Annotated in this window: 18 protein-coding genes; 16 read left to right on the top strand and 2 right to left on the bottom strand. The window is 34.4% G+C overall.

What is annotated here, in order from left to right:
• Positions 1 to 133 precede the first annotated feature (133 nt).
• Complete coding sequence (locus tag QQZ16_RS12700; protein WP_235251633.1) at positions 134 to 616, top strand: glutathione peroxidase; 483 nt, start codon at positions 134 to 136, stop codon at positions 614 to 616.
• 92 nt (positions 617 to 708) lie between these two features.
• Here the strand turns inward: QQZ16_RS12700 and QQZ16_RS12695 are convergent, their stop codons facing one another.
• The gene (locus QQZ16_RS12695; RefSeq protein ID WP_235251634.1) at positions 709 to 1,302 is read right to left on the bottom strand and encodes a MerR family transcriptional regulator; all 594 of its coding nucleotides are present in this window, start codon (positions 1,300 to 1,302) and stop codon (positions 709 to 711) included.
• 325 nt (positions 1,303 to 1,627) lie between these two features.
• Between QQZ16_RS12695 and QQZ16_RS12690 the strand changes: the two genes are divergently transcribed.
• From QQZ16_RS12690 to QQZ16_RS12625, 14 genes are all read left to right on the top strand, one after another.
• Positions 1,628 to 4,690, top strand: coding sequence for a GNAT family N-acetyltransferase (locus tag QQZ16_RS12690; RefSeq protein WP_235251649.1), 3,063 nt, complete (start codon positions 1,628 to 1,630; stop codon positions 4,688 to 4,690).
• A gap of 17 nt (positions 4,691 to 4,707) precedes the next feature.
• On the top strand, positions 4,708 to 5,568 hold the full coding sequence (locus QQZ16_RS12685) for an amidohydrolase family protein (RefSeq protein ID WP_284561379.1): 861 nt from the start codon (positions 4,708 to 4,710) through the stop codon (positions 5,566 to 5,568).
• A 193-nt stretch (positions 5,569 to 5,761) separates the two neighbouring features.
• A complete protein-coding gene (locus tag QQZ16_RS12680; protein ID WP_284561380.1) occupies positions 5,762 to 6,376 on the top strand; it encodes an HD domain-containing protein in 615 nt (204 codons plus the stop codon).
• On the top strand, positions 6,357 to 8,243 hold the full coding sequence (locus tag QQZ16_RS12675; RefSeq protein ID WP_284561378.1) for an ABC-F family ATP-binding cassette domain-containing protein: 1,887 nt from the start codon (positions 6,357 to 6,359) through the stop codon (positions 8,241 to 8,243). Before QQZ16_RS12680 ends, QQZ16_RS12675 begins: the two co-directional genes overlap by 20 nt.
• A 204-nt stretch (positions 8,244 to 8,447) precedes the next feature.
• The gene (locus tag QQZ16_RS12670) at positions 8,448 to 9,569 is read left to right on the top strand and encodes a conserved virulence factor C family protein (protein ID WP_284561377.1); all 1,122 of its coding nucleotides are present in this window, start codon (positions 8,448 to 8,450) and stop codon (positions 9,567 to 9,569) included.
• 97 nt (positions 9,570 to 9,666) lie between these two features.
• Entirely contained in the window at positions 9,667 to 10,101 is a 435-nt protein-coding gene (locus tag QQZ16_RS12665) for a BrxA/BrxB family bacilliredoxin (protein WP_031538156.1), read from the top strand.
• Positions 10,102 to 10,737: 636 nt separating this feature from the next.
• Entirely contained in the window at positions 10,738 to 11,514 is a 777-nt protein-coding gene (locus tag QQZ16_RS12660) for a class I SAM-dependent methyltransferase (protein ID WP_235251636.1), read from the top strand.
• A 129-nt stretch (positions 11,515 to 11,643) separates the two neighbouring features.
• A complete protein-coding gene (locus tag QQZ16_RS12655; RefSeq protein WP_031538154.1) occupies positions 11,644 to 12,234 on the top strand; it encodes a YpjP family protein in 591 nt (196 codons plus the stop codon).
• Between the two features lie 112 nt (positions 12,235 to 12,346).
• Positions 12,347 to 12,928, top strand: coding sequence for a TerD family protein (locus tag QQZ16_RS12650; RefSeq protein ID WP_031538153.1), 582 nt, complete (start codon positions 12,347 to 12,349; stop codon positions 12,926 to 12,928).
• 34 nt (positions 12,929 to 12,962) lie between these two features.
• A complete protein-coding gene (locus QQZ16_RS12645; RefSeq protein WP_031538152.1) occupies positions 12,963 to 13,742 on the top strand; it encodes a TerC family protein in 780 nt (259 codons plus the stop codon).
• Between the two features lie 394 nt (positions 13,743 to 14,136).
• Positions 14,137 to 15,336: an HpcH/HpaI aldolase/citrate lyase family protein gene (locus QQZ16_RS12640; RefSeq protein ID WP_235251637.1), complete on the top strand. Its 1,200-nt coding sequence runs from the start codon at positions 14,137 to 14,139 to the stop codon at positions 15,334 to 15,336.
• Positions 15,275 to 16,633: a phosphoribosyltransferase family protein gene (locus QQZ16_RS12635; RefSeq protein WP_235251638.1), complete on the top strand. Its 1,359-nt coding sequence runs from the start codon at positions 15,275 to 15,277 to the stop codon at positions 16,631 to 16,633. The genes QQZ16_RS12640 and QQZ16_RS12635 overlap by 62 nt, the downstream gene beginning before the upstream one ends.
• Before the next feature lie 3 nt (positions 16,634 to 16,636).
• Positions 16,637 to 17,755 (top strand): cysteine protease StiP family protein, encoded by a 1,119-nt coding sequence (locus QQZ16_RS12630; protein ID WP_235251639.1) that lies wholly within the window; start codon positions 16,637 to 16,639, stop codon positions 17,753 to 17,755.
• Positions 17,752 to 18,546 (top strand): HAD family hydrolase, encoded by a 795-nt coding sequence (locus tag QQZ16_RS12625; protein WP_031538147.1) that lies wholly within the window; start codon positions 17,752 to 17,754, stop codon positions 18,544 to 18,546. Before QQZ16_RS12630 ends, QQZ16_RS12625 begins: the two co-directional genes overlap by 4 nt.
• A 136-nt stretch (positions 18,547 to 18,682) precedes the next feature.
• Here QQZ16_RS12625 and QQZ16_RS12620 read toward each other — a convergent pair whose 3' ends face one another.
• On the bottom strand, positions 18,683 to 18,940 hold the full coding sequence (locus tag QQZ16_RS12620; RefSeq protein WP_235251640.1) for a hypothetical protein: 258 nt from the start codon (positions 18,938 to 18,940) through the stop codon (positions 18,683 to 18,685).
• 233 nt (positions 18,941 to 19,173) lie between these two features.
• Here QQZ16_RS12620 and QQZ16_RS12615 point away from each other — a divergent pair, with 233 nt between their 5' ends.
• The gene (locus tag QQZ16_RS12615) at positions 19,174 to 20,817 is read left to right on the top strand and encodes a YceG family protein (RefSeq protein WP_235251641.1); all 1,644 of its coding nucleotides are present in this window, start codon (positions 19,174 to 19,176) and stop codon (positions 20,815 to 20,817) included.
• Positions 20,818 to 20,819: the final 2 nt, after the last annotated feature.

The raw sequence follows: 20,819 nt of genomic DNA, 5'->3' as shown, positions 1-20,819 counted from the left end.
AACTTTTTCAGATAGTGGGGGGCTAGCCCCCCACTATCTGAACTAACATCTATAGAATTATCAAAGAACAATATTTTAATTGGAAATTACCTCGAAAGAGGACTATAAACTTACTATACGAGGAGATGATAAAATGAATATTTATGATTTTGAAGTTAAAACAATGAATGGAGACTTACAATCATTAAGTAATTATAAAGAGAAAGTATTATTGATTGTAAATACAGCTAGTAAATGCGGCTTTACACCTCAATTTAAAGAATTACAAGAATTGTATCAAACGTATAAAGATAAGGGATTTTCTGTATTAGGATTCCCAAGCAATCAGTTTTTAAATCAGGATCCAGGAACAAACGAGGAGATTATGTCGTTTTGTGAAATAAACTATGGTGTAACATTTCCGATGTTTGCTAAAATCGATGTAAATGGAAAAACGGCTGATCCACTATATCAATATTTAACAAAAGAATCACCTGGTACGCTCGGAGTAAAGGCGATTAAGTGGAATTTCACTAAATTTTTAATTGATCAGGATGGAAAAGTTATTGGGCGATATGCACCAAATACAAAGCCATCCGAATTAAAAGAAGACATTGAAAAGCTATTGAATCATTAAAATAAAAAAGGGATTCTGCTCGAAATTTAGTGGAGACGTAATTTTACTTCAAGAAAGGCAGAACCCCGTTTCTTATACATATTTTTACTCTATTAACGATAAGAAAATAAGCGGATAAAACCTGATTTTTTTTGTTTCGTTTCCTTTTCGTTTATGAAATTTTGTTTTGTTTTTCTTGATTTAGCAGGATTATCTTCTTTATCTTGGTGGATAATCGGATTTTCTAATCGTGTTATTTTTTTTTCTTGGCTGACAATATGTTCTTGCTGAAGTTCAATATGCTCCTGTTGTTTTTTTAATTGTTGCACTAATACTTGATTGAAATTTTTTTGAAGTTCTAATTCTTCTTTGATTGTTTGTAAATCTTGAAGAATTTTTTCCGTGGCATCGGTGGCAATTGGGATAGAGGTAGGGACAGGGCATGTAAGCTCATCTTCAATTTGTCTTAAAGACAGTTGCTTTTCATTTCGCAGTTGTTTCACCTTTACTAAAATATCCAAGCTTTTTTGATCAAAATAGCGATAGCCATTTTCTCCAATAATAACTGGGATAAGGGTTTTTAACTCTCTTAACCAGTTTCTTAGAACCCCAGGACCTTCATCAATATATTCCGCTGCTTCTTTCACACTTAATAATTTTGTTTGTTCATCCTTAATAGAAAGTTCTTTTGTTTGTACACTTAACATTCTACACACCCCTCAATAATCATAATCAAAGCAAAACCATTGGCAAGAAGGACGTTTAAAGGCCTTGTCTTTATATCTTTCGAGAAAAGAGAAAAATATCCTTTGACGAGCTTTGTCTAGTTTTGTTGGATATCATATTTAATTATCAGAAAAATTATTATTGCAATATCTTTACAAACATTCTTAATAATAATACGATAAGAAAGGAACGTTGGAAAAACATTCCTATATTAATGAAAGGAGGAGGTACTATGCGAAACCACAAAGAAGTATCGATGCAAACAAAAATTCAAAATAAGAGGGATGAGGGTTCTTAGTGGAAAAGATGCAGGATGAAACACAAACAATAAAAATCGTTAGCTATCATGATGGGCTTGCCAAAAGTGTTGCTGATATGTGGACAAAGAGTAAGGAATCTTGGGGAGGTTCAGGTAAAACAGAGGAGCAAGTGCTCGAGCAGCAGCAAAGTTCCGATAATCTTGACACTTTCTTAGCTGTGTTGGGAGAAGAAGTGGTGGGATATTGCGGATTTTCTGTTTATAAGGAAGATGTTGGAGCGCTATATGTACCGTTGTTAAATGTTCGCCCAGATTATCATGGAAAGAAAATAGGTAAAAAGTTATTATTACATGCCCTTAACATGGCAATAGACAAAAAATGGCCAAGGCTTGATTTATATACATGGGCAGGTAACTTAAAGGCAGTTCCTTTATATAAGCGCTGTGGTTTCTTTTGGGAGGATAACGATAAAAATACTCACTTAATGAACTTTATTCCAACTGTTCGCAATAATGAATTAATCAATCATTATTTAAAAGACATGGATTGGTATGATGATTTAAAAAGAAACCTGGAAATTAGACCAGATGGAGAAATTGTTAATGGATTTACACACTATGAATATGTTTGGCAAAAAGAACGGGAAAGTGTTGTAGTTAAATTCGAAAAAACAGGTAGAGGAATCAGCTATATTGAAACAAAGGATTTTCAGTTGGAATTAATAATGGAAAATCATGAGTGTATAGAAGAAATAGAACAGCAAGTATCCTTGAAAATTAAAAATAAAGGAGCAAACCCAATTTCCTTGCAAGCTAGGGCTGATAATGATGGCAGAATTAGCTGCAGTTTCTCCAACACATTTACAGTAAAGGAAAAGGAAGAGTTGATTGTTCCATTTCCTTTTGTAGTAAAGGTAGGAGAGGAGCCTGTAGAAGGGAAAACTTTCCCGTCGTTAAAAGTTGATCTCAGCATAAACGAATTGGAAACAAGTTTACAATTGGGGATATTGCCTAAGTCGCCAATTTCTATTGAGACAAAAGAAATAGATGCCATTTTAGCTAAAGGAATGAATACTTACTTAGATTTGGAACTCCAAAACAATTTAAACAAAGACATTAGCGCTAACCTAATGATACCGATGAATAAACATATTCAATTTGATGGGGAGAAGTATTCTTTCACTCTGGCAAAAAAAGAGAAAAAGTGGATTAGAATTCCTGTTGAAGTGAAGAGTTGTGGCTGCTTTAAAGAATACTTTCAATGTGAAATGATGGGTAATGACAATAAGCTATTAAGTATTCAGAAAGAGATAACCCTTGCATTAAAAGGGATTGGTGAACAGTTTGTAGTGGAAAATGATAAGAGCTGGAAGGTATATAACGGTCCACATCAGCTTTCTATAAGTAAAGTTGATCACACAACGGAAATTGCTGATACAGATTTCACTCTTTTTGCACCAGCAATCGGAAAGCCTTTTTCTAGTGAACTGTCTAAACTAAAGCCGTATTTGGTGAACACAGATAAAGCTGGAAACAGTATTGCAATAAAATTATTCTTTAAGTCTAGCGATTTTCCTGGTATGGAAATTATTTTAACGAATGAACTTTTTGCAGAAGGTTTAATAAAGCGTTTGGTAACAATTAATAATAATAACTTGGTAGAAAAAGAAATAAGCCTACAAGAAACATTCTATGATTCTTGGCATAATTTATTTCTCCCTTTAAAAGGAGAAGTTGTGTCATTTTGTGAATTAAATACTGTACTTCCATTTGAAATCGCATCAAAGGATATAACGGGTAATTGGTATTTTTCTACTCCAACAGTGTTTCCTTTTGGAGTAGCATGGGATAAAGACGCTCGCATAAAAATGGATAATTGGAAAATGCATATAGAGTCTACACACTTCCTTCAATCAAATGAATCAGTCGATTTCCCCCCTATTTGCATAAATATCGGTGCTTATCGCAAATGGCAAGAATGGCAGCTAGCTGCGGAGGGAATGAAGGACGAACACAAAAGAAAAGTTGTAAAGGAATTAATCATTGAATATAACGATGGAAATATGATTTGGGATAAAGATGAAGATGTTAAAGTATCTCTAAAAAACTTTAGAAATCAACCAATAATTGGTGATGCTACCTTTAGAATAAATCATAATAAGGTCGATTGCGTTCAGATCAATACAGAGCAATCAGAAGTTTACCGAGTAAACCATCAAAATGCCATACAATTAGGTCTAAATAAAATGACTACTACTATAGCGTCAGCAACAAAGGATATGGACACAGCTCATTTGTTTTTTGTTTCGAATCAAAAAGGGATAACTACACATCTTTTAGAAGAAGAAGGATTAGCTGTTTATCAGGTTTCCAACGGAGTAGTGACATTTAAAGCTTCTCCTGCCTATTATCCCGGTGTTTATTCCCTTGAAGCGAACGGGAAACACTGGCTGGAGCACTCTTTTCCAAAACCGATTGCAAAAAGCTGGTGGAATCCGTGGTGTGGTGGCATAAAAAATGGTCCACCAGAGTTAAATGTCTTTTCTTTATTAAAAGAACATACAATATGTGAGTTTACTAGTCTAAAGGATATCCATCACAATGTCTGGTCTGGAATAAAGCTGGAAACAACGATTAATCATCATCAAAAATGGAAGGGTTTAAAGTATGTGCAATATTATGTAACAATGCCAGGCATACCGTTAGTTATTACATTTGTAGAAATAATGAATGATGCTGGAAAACGTATGGCGGAAGAAGATTGGCATACCAATCTATTTATGGCATGTAACGAGGAAGAAAAGTGTGTGCTTCATATAATGAGCGATTCGGTGGCAAATAAGCGATTTATCGTTGCTGACGAAGAGCAGGAAGCAAATGTAAAGGATAATTACTACTTATCATTAGGGGAAGATAAGTTTTACTTTATCACAAGTGAAGACGCAAAGGATGCAGAATATTATAGTAATAAAGATGCGATACAGTTAATTTCCTTTGACAAATGTAAAAGAAAAACAAACCGCCTATATACAGAACCGAACTATTTACTGTTTGCGAAAGAGGAAATCTCTACCAGTCTATTAAAACAAGTAAGAAGAATTGCATTTTAAGAAAGGGAATATTTTTAATGAAAATAATTGATGCACATATTCATTATTCGAATATAGACACATTCAAAGATACTGCAAAAAATCTTTCCTTAGTTGATTATAGCTTTGAAGGAGTTAAAGAGGAGATGGAGAAGGCAAAGATTGTCCTTGCAATTGGAATGGGCGTTACAGAAACTCCTGAAATGGGTTTTCCTGATTACCATGCGCAAACGCCGATGGGACTTGATTTAAGTGCAACTCTTCCTGAAAATATAGTCTACTGTGCTGGCGTAAATCCATATGATATGGATATGTCAGCAATTCAACGTTTGGAACAAGAGATTCAAAAGCCGAATGTTGTCGGAATGAAAATCTATTTAGGATATTATCCATTTTATGCTTATGATGATGTTTATGAACCAGTTTACAAGCTTGCAGAAAAGTATCATCTTCCTGTCGTTTTTCACACAGGAGATACGTATTCTGAAAGAGGGTTATTAAAATATAGTCATCCTCTTGCAATTGATGAAGTGGCAGTAAAACATCGTAAGGTGAATTTTATGATGGCTCATTTCGGTGATCCATGGACGTTAACTGGTGCTGAGATTATTTACAAGAATTCGAATGTATATGCAGACCTATCTGGTTTAATTGTTGGAACAAAAAAAGAATTGGAAGAAGCACATGAAGGAATATTTCTTGAACATTTGCGTCATGCATTAGTCTTTTCCCATTCCTATGATAAATTGCTTTTTGGCACAGATTGGCCATTAGCGCCATTTGGTCCTTATATTGATTTTATTAAAAAACTTATACCAGAGACCTTCCATAAAGATGTATTTTATCGGACAGCCTTGAAAGTTTTTCCGAAAATTAAACCGTTTTTAAAGGATGAATAAAAATATCATACAAAAAAGAAAGCAGGAGGAGAATGGATAAAACATTCTTCTCCTATTTTTTGTTTAGAACAAGTGATATTCTTTCTTATTCGAATAACTGCGTTTCATGATACAATAAGTTAAATAGAAGCATAGCTGGATGTGAGAATAAGTGGATATTATATACCAAGTAGAAAATTTGGTGAAAATTGAGATGGAAAAAGATGCGAGTGGACATGATTGGTATCATGTCGATAGAGTTCGAAAAATGGCTTTATTCCTTTCGAAAAAAGAGGGAATAGGCTATTCGATTATTATCGAGCTCGCGGCATTATTACATGATATTTCAGATGAAAAATTGAATAAATCAAAAGAAGAGGGGCAAAGGAAATTAGCGTCTATACTTGATACTATTCCGGTAGATAATCAAGATAAAGAGGTTATTTTATCCATTATTTCTTCTGTCGGCTTTAAAGGCGGAAACGGAATACCTCCAAGTAGCATAGAGGCGAAAATAGTCCAAGATGCAGATCGTTTAGATGCGATTGGGGCCTTGGGAATCGCGAGAACTTTTGCTTTTGGTGGAAGCACTGGAAGTCCTATATATGATCCCGCTTTACCAATAAGAGATAAGATGACGGAAGAAGAATATCGGAAGCATAATTCTTCCTCTATTCATCATTTCTATGAGAAGCTATTAAAAATAAGAGATTTATTACATACAGATAGTGCCAGAGAAATGGCAGAAGCAAGGCATCTGTTTATGGAAACCTTTTTACAAGAATTTTATAAAGAATGGAATGTACAGGATGAAGAGTATTTTAATTGAAAATGTAACAAAAACATATGGAGAGAAAAAACTATTTGAAAATATATCTTTTTCGATAAGTGAAAAAGAACGAGTCGGTTTAATCGGGATAAACGGTACAGGAAAATCATCTTTATTAAAAATAGTTGCTGGAATGGATATTGCAGATAAAGGAGAGATAACTGCACCGAAAGATTATCAGATTGCCTATTCTGCACAAAGTCCTGAATTAAACCCTGAGCTTAGTGTCTTGAACCAAGTATATGCTGGTGATGCACCTGTATTAACGCTTATAAAAGAGTATGAAGCCCTGTTGATCCAAATCAACAATGACCCTGAAAATGAGAAATTCCATGAAAAGCTTTTTGTTCTGCAAAAAAGAATGGATGCTTTAAACGGCTGGGAAGTTCATACAAATGCAAAGACTGTTTTAATGAAATTGGGGATTGAGCATTTTGATAAAAAAATCGGCGAATTATCCGGAGGACAAAAAAAACGTGTTGCGTTGGCACAAGTCCTCATTCAAGAGCCAGATTTACTTATTTTAGATGAACCAACAAATCATCTCGATTTTGAGGCTGTGAAATGGCTGGAGGATTATTTAAGTCGATATACCGGCGCCCTTTTACTAGTAACACATGATCGTTACTTCTTGGATCGTGTAACGAACAGAATGTTTGAACTGGACGGAGGGAATCTTTATAGCTATAAAGGGAACTATGGAGATTTCTTGCAGGCTAAAGCTATTCGCGAGGAAAATGAAGCGGCGACGATTGAAAAACAAAAGAATTTATTTAGAAGAGAATTGGAATGGATTAGAAGAGGAGCAAAGGCTCGTTCCACAAAACAGAAAGCAAGAATTCAACGTTTTGATACTTTGGACGATAAGCTAGCGAATGTTAAAGGAAAAGATAAATTAGATATTTCGCTTAAAGGGAGCAGATTAGGAAAACAAGTATTTGAATTGGTTGATGCTAGCAAGCGTTTTGAGGATAAAATCATTTTAGATCACTTTAATTTACTTGTGAAACCTGGAGATAGATATGGGATAATCGGTAAAAACGGAACAGGAAAATCGACGTTCCTAAATATTTTGGCGGGCAATTTATCTCTTGATGCTGGTGAAAGAATTATTGGTCAGACTGTAAAGGTTGCATATTATACACAAGAAAACGAAGATATGGATACTTCCAAGAGAATGATTGAATATTTAAAAGAAACTGCAGAAGTAATAGAGGCTTCAGATGGAAAAGTCATTACAGCTGCTCAAATGCTAGAAAGATTTCTATTTCCCCTTCATACACATGGGACCATTATTGGAAAACTTTCTGGTGGAGAAAGAAGACGGCTTTATCTATTGAAAATTTTAATGGGAGAACCAAATGTACTATTATTAGACGAGCCAACCAATGATTTAGACACACAAACATTAATGGTTCTAGAAGATTATTTAGGCGACTTTAATGGTGTCGTTATTACCGTATCTCATGATCGCTATTTTCTAGATAAAGTAGCTGAACAGCTATTAATATTAAAAGGAAATGGTGTAACGGACACATATTATGGCAACTACAGTGAATATTTAGAGGTTGAGCGAAAAGAAGAACAACAAACAAAAGAAAAATTCGACACACCGAATGTCAAGAAAGAGCCAAAAGCGAAAAAAGTAAAACTTAGCTATAATGAACAAAGAGAATGGGAAACAATAGATGAAGATATTGAAAAGGTAGAAGAAAGACTAGCAAACATTGAAACAGACTTAGCCGAGACAGGCAGTGATTTCGAAAAAGCTGCTGAATTAATGAAAGAGCAAGAACAATTAAATGAGAAATTAGAATATCTTATAGAACGATGGAGCTACTTATCGGAAATAGCGGATAAGTCGTAACAACAGGAAAAATGTCTTGGAAAGAGTCGTAAAGAGTGGAATTTATGAACAAATGACCTAGCTGTATGCAGGTGAAAGAAGAATGTTTATTCAGGCCGAGGATGTACTTTTTTTGAAAATAACGATAAAAATCCGAAAGCTATTTCTTTTTTGAAAAGGAAAAAAGCATGATAATATAAAGGATGTAAGAAGGGGGAATGGAATGTGAGGATTATTTCTATTGAACCAACACCAAGTCCAAATACAATGAAGATTAATTTAGACCAAGAGTTGCCAATGGGAAAAAGCAATAATTATAAGGCTGAAACAGTAGAAGATGCACCGGAATTAATTCGAAATATCCTTTCCATTGAAGGGATAAAAGGGGTCTATCATGTAGCTGATTTTTTAGCAGTTGAAAGAAATGCTCGCTATGATTGGAAGGAATTGCTTTCAATAGTGCGCAATGTCTTTGGTGAGGATGAAGTAACCCAGAATCCACAGGAGCTAAATGAGCATTACGGAGAAATTAAGGTCCAAGTTCAAATGTATAAGGGCATACCAATGCAAATTAAATTATCGGATGGTAATGAAGAAAAGAGATTTGGCTTGCCACAATCGTTTATTCAAGCCGTTTCAGCAGTGCGTACGCCTGAAGATAATGTTGTGATGACAAGAAAATGGAAAGATTATGGTGTGCGATATGGCGAGTTTGAGGAAATTGGTAATGTTATGGTGGAAGAACTCGTTGCTGCATATCCACAAGAAAGATTGAATACAATCATCGAATATGCTATAAATCCTCAAACGGAAGTAAGTGGAAATGCTGCCAGAGTAAAAACAAAGCTTACTTTTGCCGATTTAGAGGATCCTGATTGGAAAGTAAGATATCAAAAGCTTGAACAAAGTGAAGATCCAACAGTTGCCGATATTCCTGTTTTAACAAAGGCGCTTGATGATGAAAAACCATCGATTCGCAGACTTGCAACTGTATATCTTGGAATGATTGAAGATCCCGCTGTTCTACCTTCCTTGTATAAGGCGTTGAAGGACAAAACAGTTACTGTCAGACGTACTGCAGGTGATTGTTTATCAGACTTAGGATTCCCTGAAGCAATGGAAGAAATGATGGAGGCATTGTCAGACAAGAGCAAGATAGTTCGTTGGAGAGCAGCTATGTTTCTATATGAAGTTGGTGACGAAAGAGCACTTCCAGCATTGAAAGCTCATGAAGATGATCTAGAATTTGAAGTTAGCCTGCAAATAAAATTAGCAATTGAACGAATCGAACTAGGTGAGGAAGCAAAAGGATCGGTTTGGAAACAAATGACAGAGGCGCGGAAATAACGCTGTTAGTAATGCTAATGCTTTTTTGATTGCAGGAAGAGCATTTCTAATGTATATTTATGGGATATAAAACATAGAGGAATTGGAGGAATTAATTATGTCAATGGCATATGATGAATACATGAAACAAGTAGTAAAGCCAATGAGAGCAGAACTAACACAAGCAGGTTTTGAAGAGTTATTAACAGAAGAAGCAGTGGAGCAATTTATAGAAACAAATAAAGGGACTTCCTTAGTAGTAGTAAATTCAGTTTGTGGATGTGCAGCAGGATTAGCAAGACCAGCTGTTACACAAGCAGTACTTGCTTCAGAAAAGAAACCAGATCATTTAGTTACCGTATTTGCTGGGCAAGATAAAGAGGCTACAGCAAAAATGCGCGAATACTTCGGCGATATTGAGCCATCCTCTCCATCTATGGCACTTGTTAAAGACAATAAAGTCGTTCACTTTATTCACCGTTACGATATTGAAGGAAATTCCATGGAAGCAATTATGGAAAATCTAGTTTCAGCTTTTGAACAATATTGCTAAACAAAGAATGTTTCATGAGAGAGGCGGGCTTGCCACTTTCTCTCATGAACCTTCTTTTTTTTTATCATGTTACCATCCTTCAATAAACAGGATTAAACACTCTTTATTGTCCTTATTTAAACTTCAATATGATTCTCCTCTCTTGCTTATCCTGCATTTGAGAAAAGAGAGGGGGGAAATCCAATGTTCCTAACCATCCGAATGGTTCCACTAACATTCTAAGAGTATAAGGAAGAGGCTGGGAAATAAGCACTTCAACCAACAACAAACACGAACTATAATGTAATTAAATTACAAAAAAGTTCTTTTTTGTTTTTTAGAAAAAGGTTTAAAAACGAAGTGTAATGGAGCGGAAGACGCTCGACTACTGCGGGAAATAGAGACGCTTTAGACCCCGCAGCGCATGCGAGGAGGCTTAGCTTCCTCCCCGGCGCATCGAGCGTCCGTAGCGCAATGGAACGACTTAGTTTTTACACTTAACTATATTAAAAAACATAGATAACCATCATGAGAAAGTAGTTTTATTTAAGAGCTAAATTAAAGATTGTTCGTCTTTAAAGACTAGTTATTTAGTTTTGTCCCAGCCTCAGTTTTCCTTTATTAGAAAAATAAAAGTATGATAAATAGGAGAACAACATGATTATAACTACTGCAGGTAGAACGAATAAGGAAATGGAAATTCTCGCAAATAAAATTGCCGAAATATTTCAATGTAAATTCGTAGAACGAAACAAGGCTTCAATTGATTACCTTAAAGCGTATTATATGATGGATATATTAATCATCGGCAAAAATCGTTTTGAATATTATCCATTAAATACAGCACAACCATTCTTTTTTCATCCGAATTCGGCGGTATTCCGGATCAAAAGACTTATCAATCAAGAACATGATCCCTTTATCCAAGCAACTAATTTATCGAAAGGGATGTCCTTTTTAGATTGTACGTTAGGACTTGCTTCAGATAGCATTGTTGCTAGTTATGCCGTTGGAAGCAATGGGTATGTAGAGGGATTGGAAGTGAATGAGATAATCGCTTTCCTTGTAAAAACTGGTTTAAAGGAATGGAAGACAAGTCATTCGACAATCGATAATGCGATGCGTAGAGTCAAAGTTAAGCATGTTAACGCATTAGAGGAGCTTATCAAAAAAGAAGAAAATAGTATGGATTGTGTTTATTTGGATCCTATGTTCGAAGAAGAAATTTCTTCTGATGGTATCCATTCATTAAAAAAGCTAGCATATTATGAAGAATTGACAGAAGAAATTATCAATCATGCAAAGAGGGTTGCAAAACAAAGGGTCGTTTTGAAAGATCATTTTAAAAGTAGCAGATTTGATCGATTTCAATTTGAACAGCTAAAACGTAAGTCAGCCAAATTTCACTATGGAATTTGGCTAAAAAAAGAATAATGAAAAAATAATCTATCTATATAGGATAATACTAGATGATTTGATAAGAAATAATATATACTTAGACTATCAATATTATTTTATTACATTTTATTCTCATCAGGATGAACGGAAAGCGAGGTGTAATAAATGCCTAATTGGATTCGTAAAAGCCTGGTTGTATTTGTTTCTATTTTAACTTTTGGCCTTGTGTCTCCATCACCATCCACATTTTTAAATAATAACAGTGATAACGATAAGAAACCAATTGATGAAAGAGAAATGTCTTTTGCTAGAGAAAGTATAGAAGAGGCTATACTGACAGATAGTAAAGGCATATCAAGAGAAGAGTTTATTAGTGATATGCTTAAACGAGCAGAAGAGCAAAGTTACTTAAAATTCGGATCGAAAATCAAACCGGTAATTGAAGATGAATTTCGACTAGTCGTTCTCCCAAATATGGAAAAAGCAATTAGTGAGGTAACGAGTATTTTTCCGGAAGAGGAGTTAAGCTATTTGAATGTGACTGAGCTTCCATCATCAGGAACAAGTGAGCGGATATTTCATATTTCAAGACAAAATGAGGACATTATTCGTTTTCATGTAAGAAGGGATCGACCACCACAGGAAGGGTATTATTTTAACTTCCATTATCATACGTATCATGATCAATTCCAAACACATTATACACTTGGGGAAATTTATTGGGATAAAAATACTCCCCCTAAGTGGATGAGTTAGAAGAGTTGGCTTTACTTGTAGCAATTGTTGCTTGTGAATGAAAGAAGTTGAAACTTTTCTTTTCTGATTACGTATAGAAACTATAATGAAAAAATTTGGAGGTAGTTTAGTTATGGCAATTAGTTTATCTAAAGGACAAAAAGTAGACTTAACAAAAGGAAATCCTGGATTATCAAAAGTGATTATTGGATTAGGCTGGGATGTAAATAAGTATGATGGCGGAAAAGATTTTGATTTAGATGCCTCTGTATTTTTACTTGGAGAAAATGGAAAAGTAACAAATGATGCTGATTTCGTTTTCTATAATAATCCATCAGGTGGAAATGGTTCCATCGTTCATTCAGGAGATAATCGTACAGGTGCAGGTGATGGAGATGATGAACAAATCATTGTTGAATTAAAAGAAATTCCTGCTAACATTCAACGGGTTGCATTTACCATTACTATTCATGATGGAGAAGGAAGAAATCAAAATTTTGGTCAAGTTTCTAATTCTTATGTTCGTATTTTAAACGAGGAATCAAATGAAGAGTTAATTCGTTACGATTTAGGCGAGGATTTCTCTATCGAGACAGCATTAGTTGTTGGAGAATTATATCGTCATAATAATGAATGGAAATTTAGTGCCATTGGAAGTGGATACCAAGGCGGTTTAGCTGCATTAGCTACTGATTTTGGTCTGGAAATTGGCTAATTTTATCAGCATATTATAGGGGGAAGCTCTTTTCATGGGAATATTTGAGACAATTATTGATACATATGCCCAGTTTTTTAATTGGGAAATGTGGGGAGAAGTATTAACTGACCCAGTAAGTTGGGGTTATATTGGAACATTAGTAATATTAGAAGGCCTGTTATCTGCGGATAATGCATTGGTACTAGCTGTAATGGTTAAACATCTACCACCAGAGCAAAGAAGAAAAGCATTGTTTTATGGCTTATTAGGTGCGTATTTATTCCGCTTTATCGCAATTGGAATTGGTGTTTATTTAATCGAATTCTCATGGGTGAAAATACTCGGAGCTGCATATTTAGCATATCTCGCTATTAAGTATTTCATGGATCGAAGAAAAGCAGCGAATGAAACAGAAGATGAAGAAGAAAATAAAGGCATTAATAAAAATGGGATTCTAATCCGTACATTTGGTCTATTTTGGGGAACAGTAATTTCTGTTGAATTAATGGATATTGCCTTTTCTGTAGACAGTGTTTTAGCTGCATTCGGTGTAAGCAATCAAGTATGGGTATTATTAATTGGTGGTATCCTTGGCGTTCTTATGATGAGAGGTGTCGCAGGTGTTTTCCTTAAATTAATCGATAAAATTCCAGAGCTGGAAGCAACTGCATATATCCTTATCTTAATTATCGCAGTTAAGATGCTGCTAGGAGTATTTGATATTCATATTGATCATATTTATTTCTTTGGATTATTAGTTATAGCATTTGGTGCAACCTTTGTTGTGCATTTTAGAAATAAGAAAAAAGCAGAACAACAGGGCGAAGCATAATTATTTGAGGATATTTCTAGTAGCATTACATTAAGATAACTAGAGATATCCTCTTTCCCTAAGACTCTTTTCTAATAGATTGTTGTTTTTAAATCGGTTAAATGACTATAAGACTTAAGATTTAAGAGCAACAATTTGGAAGAAAACAGCCTTCCAAAAAAGTAATCTTATTTTTTCTCCTCCGCCTATTACCTGCCCAGGATATCCTTCGCATTACTTACGATAGGCAATATGGAACATCCTAAAAAAACGCCATGATAAAGTAAATATTTTCAAAAAAATAGTTTTATTGTAAGATATAATTAATTATCCTACTATAAAATTCGATTCTTATTTTTGAATTTTCAGAATAATTATTAAAAAGTTGTTAATATCATTGAATGGAGCAAAGGAAATGAAATTATTCTCTGACTTAAATGAAAAACAAATGGAACGTCTTTTCTTTAAATTACCAGAAGAGGTGTTTAGTACTTCGGAGAAGGAAGTATTATCCTATGCACTTGCTTCCACTTTATACATGCCTGCAACAAGACCGAATATTTTCCACGATTTATTAACAAAAAAACACGCAGCTTTAACATCCATGGTAATTTGTCTAGAGGACTCCATAGGTGATCACGAAGTGGAGATAGCTGAACGTAAATTAGTCGAAGAATTAACAAACATATATCAAGCGTTGGAGGACAGCATTCTTATAAAAAATGAATTACCATTGATTTTTATTAGAATACGCTCTGTATCTCAGTTTTTAAATCTAATGGATTTGCTTGGTGAAAAAATTAGTTTATTAACTGGTATCGTCATACCTAAGTTTGAAGCGGCAGTGGGAGAGATCATTTTAAAAGAATTAGAAAAATATAATATGCTAGGGCATTCTTTATATGCGATGCCGATTTTAGAAACAAAAAAAATAATTGAAAAAGAAACTAGAATGGATGAACTTCTTTCCATAAAGAAAGTACTAGATGAATATAAGCATCTCATTTTAAATGTGCGGATTGGCGCTACTGATTTTTGCGGATTGTATGGTATTCGTAGAAATGCAGAAACGACTGTATATGATGTTGCGATTATTCGAGATTGTATTTCGGATATTGTTAATGTATTTACACGTGCGGATAGTGCATATGTTGTTTCTGGACCAGTTTGGGAATATTTTACAACGAGCGAGCGAGTTCTAATTCCGCAATTGAGAGAGACACCATTCCGAAAGCGGTATGGAAAAGCTGGAATGAATATGCGAACACAGCTCATAGATAAACATATGGATGGATTAATTAGAGAAGTTATGATGGATATTACGAATGGTTTAACCGGAAAGACAATTATTCATCCTACACATATAAAACCAGTGCAAGCATTAAATGTTGTTTCCTATGAGGAATATTTAGATGCTTGTAATATTATAGAAAGTAATAATGGGGAGATTGGTGTAGTAAAAAGTAGTTTTTCAAATAAGATGAATGAAATTAAGCCTCATTTCTACTGGGCACAAAAAATTATTTTAAAATCAAAGGTTTACGGGGTGTTTCATGAAGGATTTACATACATTGACTTACTTAAACAAGAAAATTTCATTACCAATCATTCATAATTTACAGATGGACATCATCATCGAAGAAAATCCATTTCATCTTCCACTAGAAGATTTTTTTAAAATGGCAGCACGAATCAATAAGAAACGGGCATTTTTATTTGTTAGTAAACTATTAGGCAAGCATTTACCGATTGAGCCAAATAAAGGGCTCCTTACTGGATTTATGTTGGCAGCACGTTATGAAGAAATTATTACTGGCACTATTTCTCCCCAAAGAGAGGAAATAATGGCTATTTATCGTGATTCAGCTTCACAGTTTTTGGACAAGCCATTTATTTCAAGTACACAAGCAAATCCTATTATAATCGGCTTTGCAGAAACTGCAACGGGATTAGGTCATTCTTTTTTTCGAGCATTTAAACAGGCTACTTTTTTCCACACAACTAGAGAAAACGTAAATGAGCTAGTGCCAATCATTACTTTTGAAGAAGAGCATTCACATGCAACATCTCACCGTTGTTATGTTGAGGAAGACACTCTTAATAATCTACGAGAAATTATTTTAGTAGACGATGAATTAACGACAGGCAAAACAGCTATAAACATTATCCGAGATATTCATCAGAAATATCCTAGAGATAAATATACGGTTGTATCCATTCTAGATTGGCGTTCCAAAAAATGGCAGTTAGAGATGGAATCCCTTGAACAGGAATTGCAAATTAAGGTTCAAGTCGTCTCTTTACTTAAAGGTAGCTTTGAGCTTATTGGTGTTCCTCTTAATCTTGTTTCGCAAACGGAGATAACTGAAACAAATAGAAAGAAACCGCAACTTGAATATATTAGTCTCGAAAATTATGTGAAAGAGCGAATCGTCCCAATCACTTCCACAAGTTTGGCAGGGATAAGAAATGACTATGGGTACTTAAAGGATACAGGAAGATTTGGCATCCATGTGGAGGAACTCACAGACGATTGGATTAGACTCGCAGCAAATGACCTGAAGAAAAAGCGTGTGGGTACTACGCTTTGCATTGGAACAGGGGAGTTTATGTATATTCCAATGAAGCTAGCAAGCTATATGGGAGAAAATATATTTTATCAATCAACGACTAGAAGTCCTATTTATCCCAATAATGAAGAGCATTATGGGGCTAAAAATGCATTCTGTTTTTCAAATCCAGAAGATTTGGATATTGTGCATTATTTATACAATATTGATGCTAAGCAATACGACGATATCTTTTTATTTTTTGAGCGCAAGGTTAGTGAGGATAGATTAGCGGAGTTGCTGGCTGAATTAACAGCAGTTCAAGTGAAAAAAATAAATATTGTATACTGTAGCGGGAGGTAAATCATGAAAGCAAACATAGATCATCTAGTAAGGTTCGGTTCTTATGATAAAGAGGATGTTATATTTCTATTAAAAGACTTAAGTGATGTTACATTAGAGGGCTCAACCGAGGAAAGGGAAAAAAGGGTTCAAGGTGGAGAGCATTATAGTGAAACATTACCAATCGAATACAATCCACCTGAACATTATTTGCAGCTTTTTTGGGAGACGCTCGATGTTTATAAAGACAAAGTAGCCCTTTGTACCGCAATTGTTGCAGAACAAATTTATCACAAACATGGTAAACAAACAGTATTGGTTTCCTTAGCACGAGCAGGAACACCTATTGGAATCTTAATTAAACGCTATTTGAAATGGAAATATGACGTTTCTCTTCCTCACTACAGTATTTCTATTATAAGAGATAGAGGAATAGATGAAAATGCAATTCATTACATGCTGCAAACACATAATGGTTATGCCCTGCAATTTATTGATGGATGGACAGGAAAAGGAGCAATTTCAACTGAATTAACGAAAAACTGTGAGGAGTTTTACCAAAAGTATCAGATTCGATTAGATGATACATTAGCAGTGCTTGCTGATCCAGGATACTGTACAACACTTTATGGAACGAGAGAAGACTTTTTGATTCCAAGTGCTTGTTTAAATTCAACAGTGTCAGGACTAGTAAGTCGCACTGTGTTAAATGAAGAGTATATCAAAAAAGATGATTTTCATGGGGCGAAGTATTATCAGGAATTAGAGCCATATGATGTATCGAATAGCTATTTAGACGAGATTACAGAGGCATTTCCAAAAGTAAATCCACTCCAAATAGAGGAATGTATTCGTGCAAATGAACTAGATCAAACCGTTGATTTTAAAGGAATGAAAGATGTTCTGACCATTAAGGAAGAATTCGGTATTGATAGTACCCATTATGTAAAACCAGGTGTCGGTGAAACAACAAGAGTATTGTTACGAAGGGTGCCATGGAAGATATTAATGAAGGATCCAGATAGCCCTTATGTTCAACATATCGTCTTATTAGCACAAGAAAGAAACGTAGAAGTAATTCCATATCCTAATATGAGCTATACATGCTGTGGATTAATTAAGAAGGTAGTGCGAAAAGGATGAATCTATTTGCATCAGATTTAGACAGAACGTTAATTTATTCAAAACGTGCATTACATGAAATGGAAACACCTTGGAATGAATCGATGATTGGTGTGGAAGTGAAAAATGGTGAACCTGTTTCTTATATGACAAAAGATAGTTATGATTTATTGAAGGAGATTGCTACTAAGCATTTTTTCGTTCCTGTTACGACGAGAACTTATGAACAATATAAGCGAATTTTTATTTTCAATGAAGAAATGCCAATGACATACTGTGTTACAAGCAATGGAGCAAAAATTCATTATAAAGGAGAGCTTGTAAAGGAGTGGGCACAAACCATTCACACCAGATTAAAAGAAGATTGTATGGAGAAAGGTGAATTACTACAAAAGCTACAGATTTATTCTTTACATGGCGAGTTGAAAATTGCCGATAATCTTTTCTTTTATTATGTATTAAAAACAAATATAGACGAAGATATCAAAAGAGAGCTAATCCAAGTTGCAATAGAAAATGGATGGAATATATCTTTACAAGGAAGAAAGCTTTATTTTATGCCAAAGCCTATCTGTAAGGGGGAGGCAATTAAATACATAATAGAAAGAGAAGGAGTGGAGAAATCAATTGGCGCAGGTGATTCCTTATTAGATTTACCATTTCTAAATAATTGTAAAATAGGTTATATTCCAAGACATGGAGAGTTAACTCTAGAAAAAATAAAAAATCCAACACAGCATCTAACCATTCAAAAAGGAGCATTTGCTGGTGAAGAAATCGTGAGAAATGTGCATAAACAGTTTATTTGTTAAATAGGAATAAATAGGATTAGAAGAAAGAGGCGAATGGAAAACACTCGCCTCTATACTTTATCCAATAGTAATGGATGGTTAGAATGGTAATATGAAACGATCATAATGGTTATTCCCTTTATAAGAGTAAGTATACTTATAGTTCATCTTCTGGCGGATCTTTAATCCATTTAAGCAATAAACAATAAATGGAGATGAAAAATAAATAACAGCAAATAAATACAATAACCCCGAATAAAATAGATTCAAAAAATATAGCCATAAAAAAACTAATCATTAGAGAAATAAAGATTAAATCAACAAAAACATACATATTTGATGATAGAACATTTTGTACATAAATTAAATCTGTTTCAATTTCATGATACGTGTATTTTCGAAAAAATGATCTCATAGTTAGCACCTACTCGCCTAATGTACTGTATTATATGCTCGAGTAAAAGATTAGGTGCTTACATCACGATTGAAAGAGAGAAGTGAAAAACCTTGTCCTTTCGCCTAAAAAATGAAACCTTTTTATAACATTTTCGTAAAGAATTATTAAGTAGAATATTTAGTCATAGCGTAAAGCTATGCTATGATAAAGGTAGACAGTTATCATTGGTTTAAAATTAGGAAGTGGAGAAAATGAATAAAGACTATTATACAATCAATAATGTTATCCTTCCTTTGTCTACGGAAAATTGGTTTGATATTCTATTAAAGCCAGTTAAAGAACGACCGCTACACGATACGAGTAATCGCATTTTTACGTTCGGTCAGGCTGTAGTAAAATTACTTGGAATACCAGTAGACGAGGATGAATATTATAATCAGCTTTTCAATTGGATAAATAAAGATAATACAGGCTTACATTTACTGACAGATGAATCGCTTGATCGGACGATTGATAATCAGCATTTTCAATCTATTCAAAAAGTATTTAATCGGATGCAGGAGCAAAATTTATCCATTAATCGTTTTGTTGCTTTTCTAGATGGAGAAAATGTGTTGATAAAATCCTCTATTCCTGCCATTCATAGAAAATTGAGAGAGAGCTTTATTAAAGTCATTCAGCATTTTTCAGAAGTGGAAGAAAACGGCTTGAAAAATAATGATTTAAGAAGATTAGTAGTTGATATAATAAAATGGTCCATCAATCATTTACAACCAGCTATAGAAGAAAGCCAATTAAATGAAAATATGCCTAAATTTCTTTGGTATGGTGATGCCAATAAAAGTCAGTCTTACTTTATTTACTTTCTTCTTACCTTTGGTTGTGACATCGTCATTGTACATCCTAATGGGGATGACATTCTAGAAAAATTAAAATTGGATAAGGAATTATTTTTTCAACATCAATACCCACGAATGAAAGAACCTGAAAGTTTTCCTAAAGAAGAACGAAAAAGAACAGCAACTGTAGCATATCGAGCGTCAAGGGAGATTGAGAGTATTCTTCACCATGAAGGTTCCAATCTTTATAAACCGTGGCAATTTAGAGAATATCTACCGATTTCCATTACATTAAAAACGACGTATGATGAAATCTTTCTTCTTGAGAAAGAACTGGCAATGATTCGTCCAAACTTTGATGTTAAAAATGGAGAAGTGCATATCCCGTCTGTTTTTGCTAAAATATTTGGTGTAAGTAAGAATCGAAAAGAGTACTGGGATCGAATCCATGCTATCGTGAATAAAGAGGAAACTTTATTAATTCGAAGTTTTCCGTTCACAAGAGCTATTATTAGTGATTTTCGATACCATTATCGTGGTGCACTTGGAACAGATGGTTTACTTGATCCAGATAAGATGATGGTAGCACATTATTGGAAGTATAAACAGTTGCCAGCAGGTTTGCAGAAAGGAATAGCTGCTGCTATATCAAGAGTTTGCACAAGGCCATCTCTGAAGAAGCTGGCTAATGAATCAGACGAAGATGTAGCGATTTTTCTGTTTTCACAATGCTTATTAATACCGGACGATTTTTTGAAAATGTTGCAAAAGTTTGATTACGCACAAGAAGTACCAAGTATCGTACTGTTTAAAACAGAGCAAAATGGTGTGTTTACAAGAGAAGATGCAGCCTTGCTGCTATTAATGAACACACTTGGGGTAGATATTATTATTTATAATCCTGCTGGCCATGTAGACATGGAGAACTATACAAAAGATACATTATTTGATGTACACTGGCTTGAGGATATGGTGTTTGACATGGAATATAAAGAACCATCCTTTTTAAAAAGGGGTATATTTAGCGGATTTTTAAAGAATAGAAAAGGAGAATAAAA

The sequence above is a fragment of the Bacillus sp. T2.9-1 genome, assembly GCF_950097965.1.
GTDB lineage: Bacteria > Bacillota > Bacilli > Bacillales > Cytobacillaceae > Niallia > Niallia hominis.
Note: the sequence above shows the minus strand (reverse complement) of the source record. Positions and strands in the feature narration are given on the sequence as shown.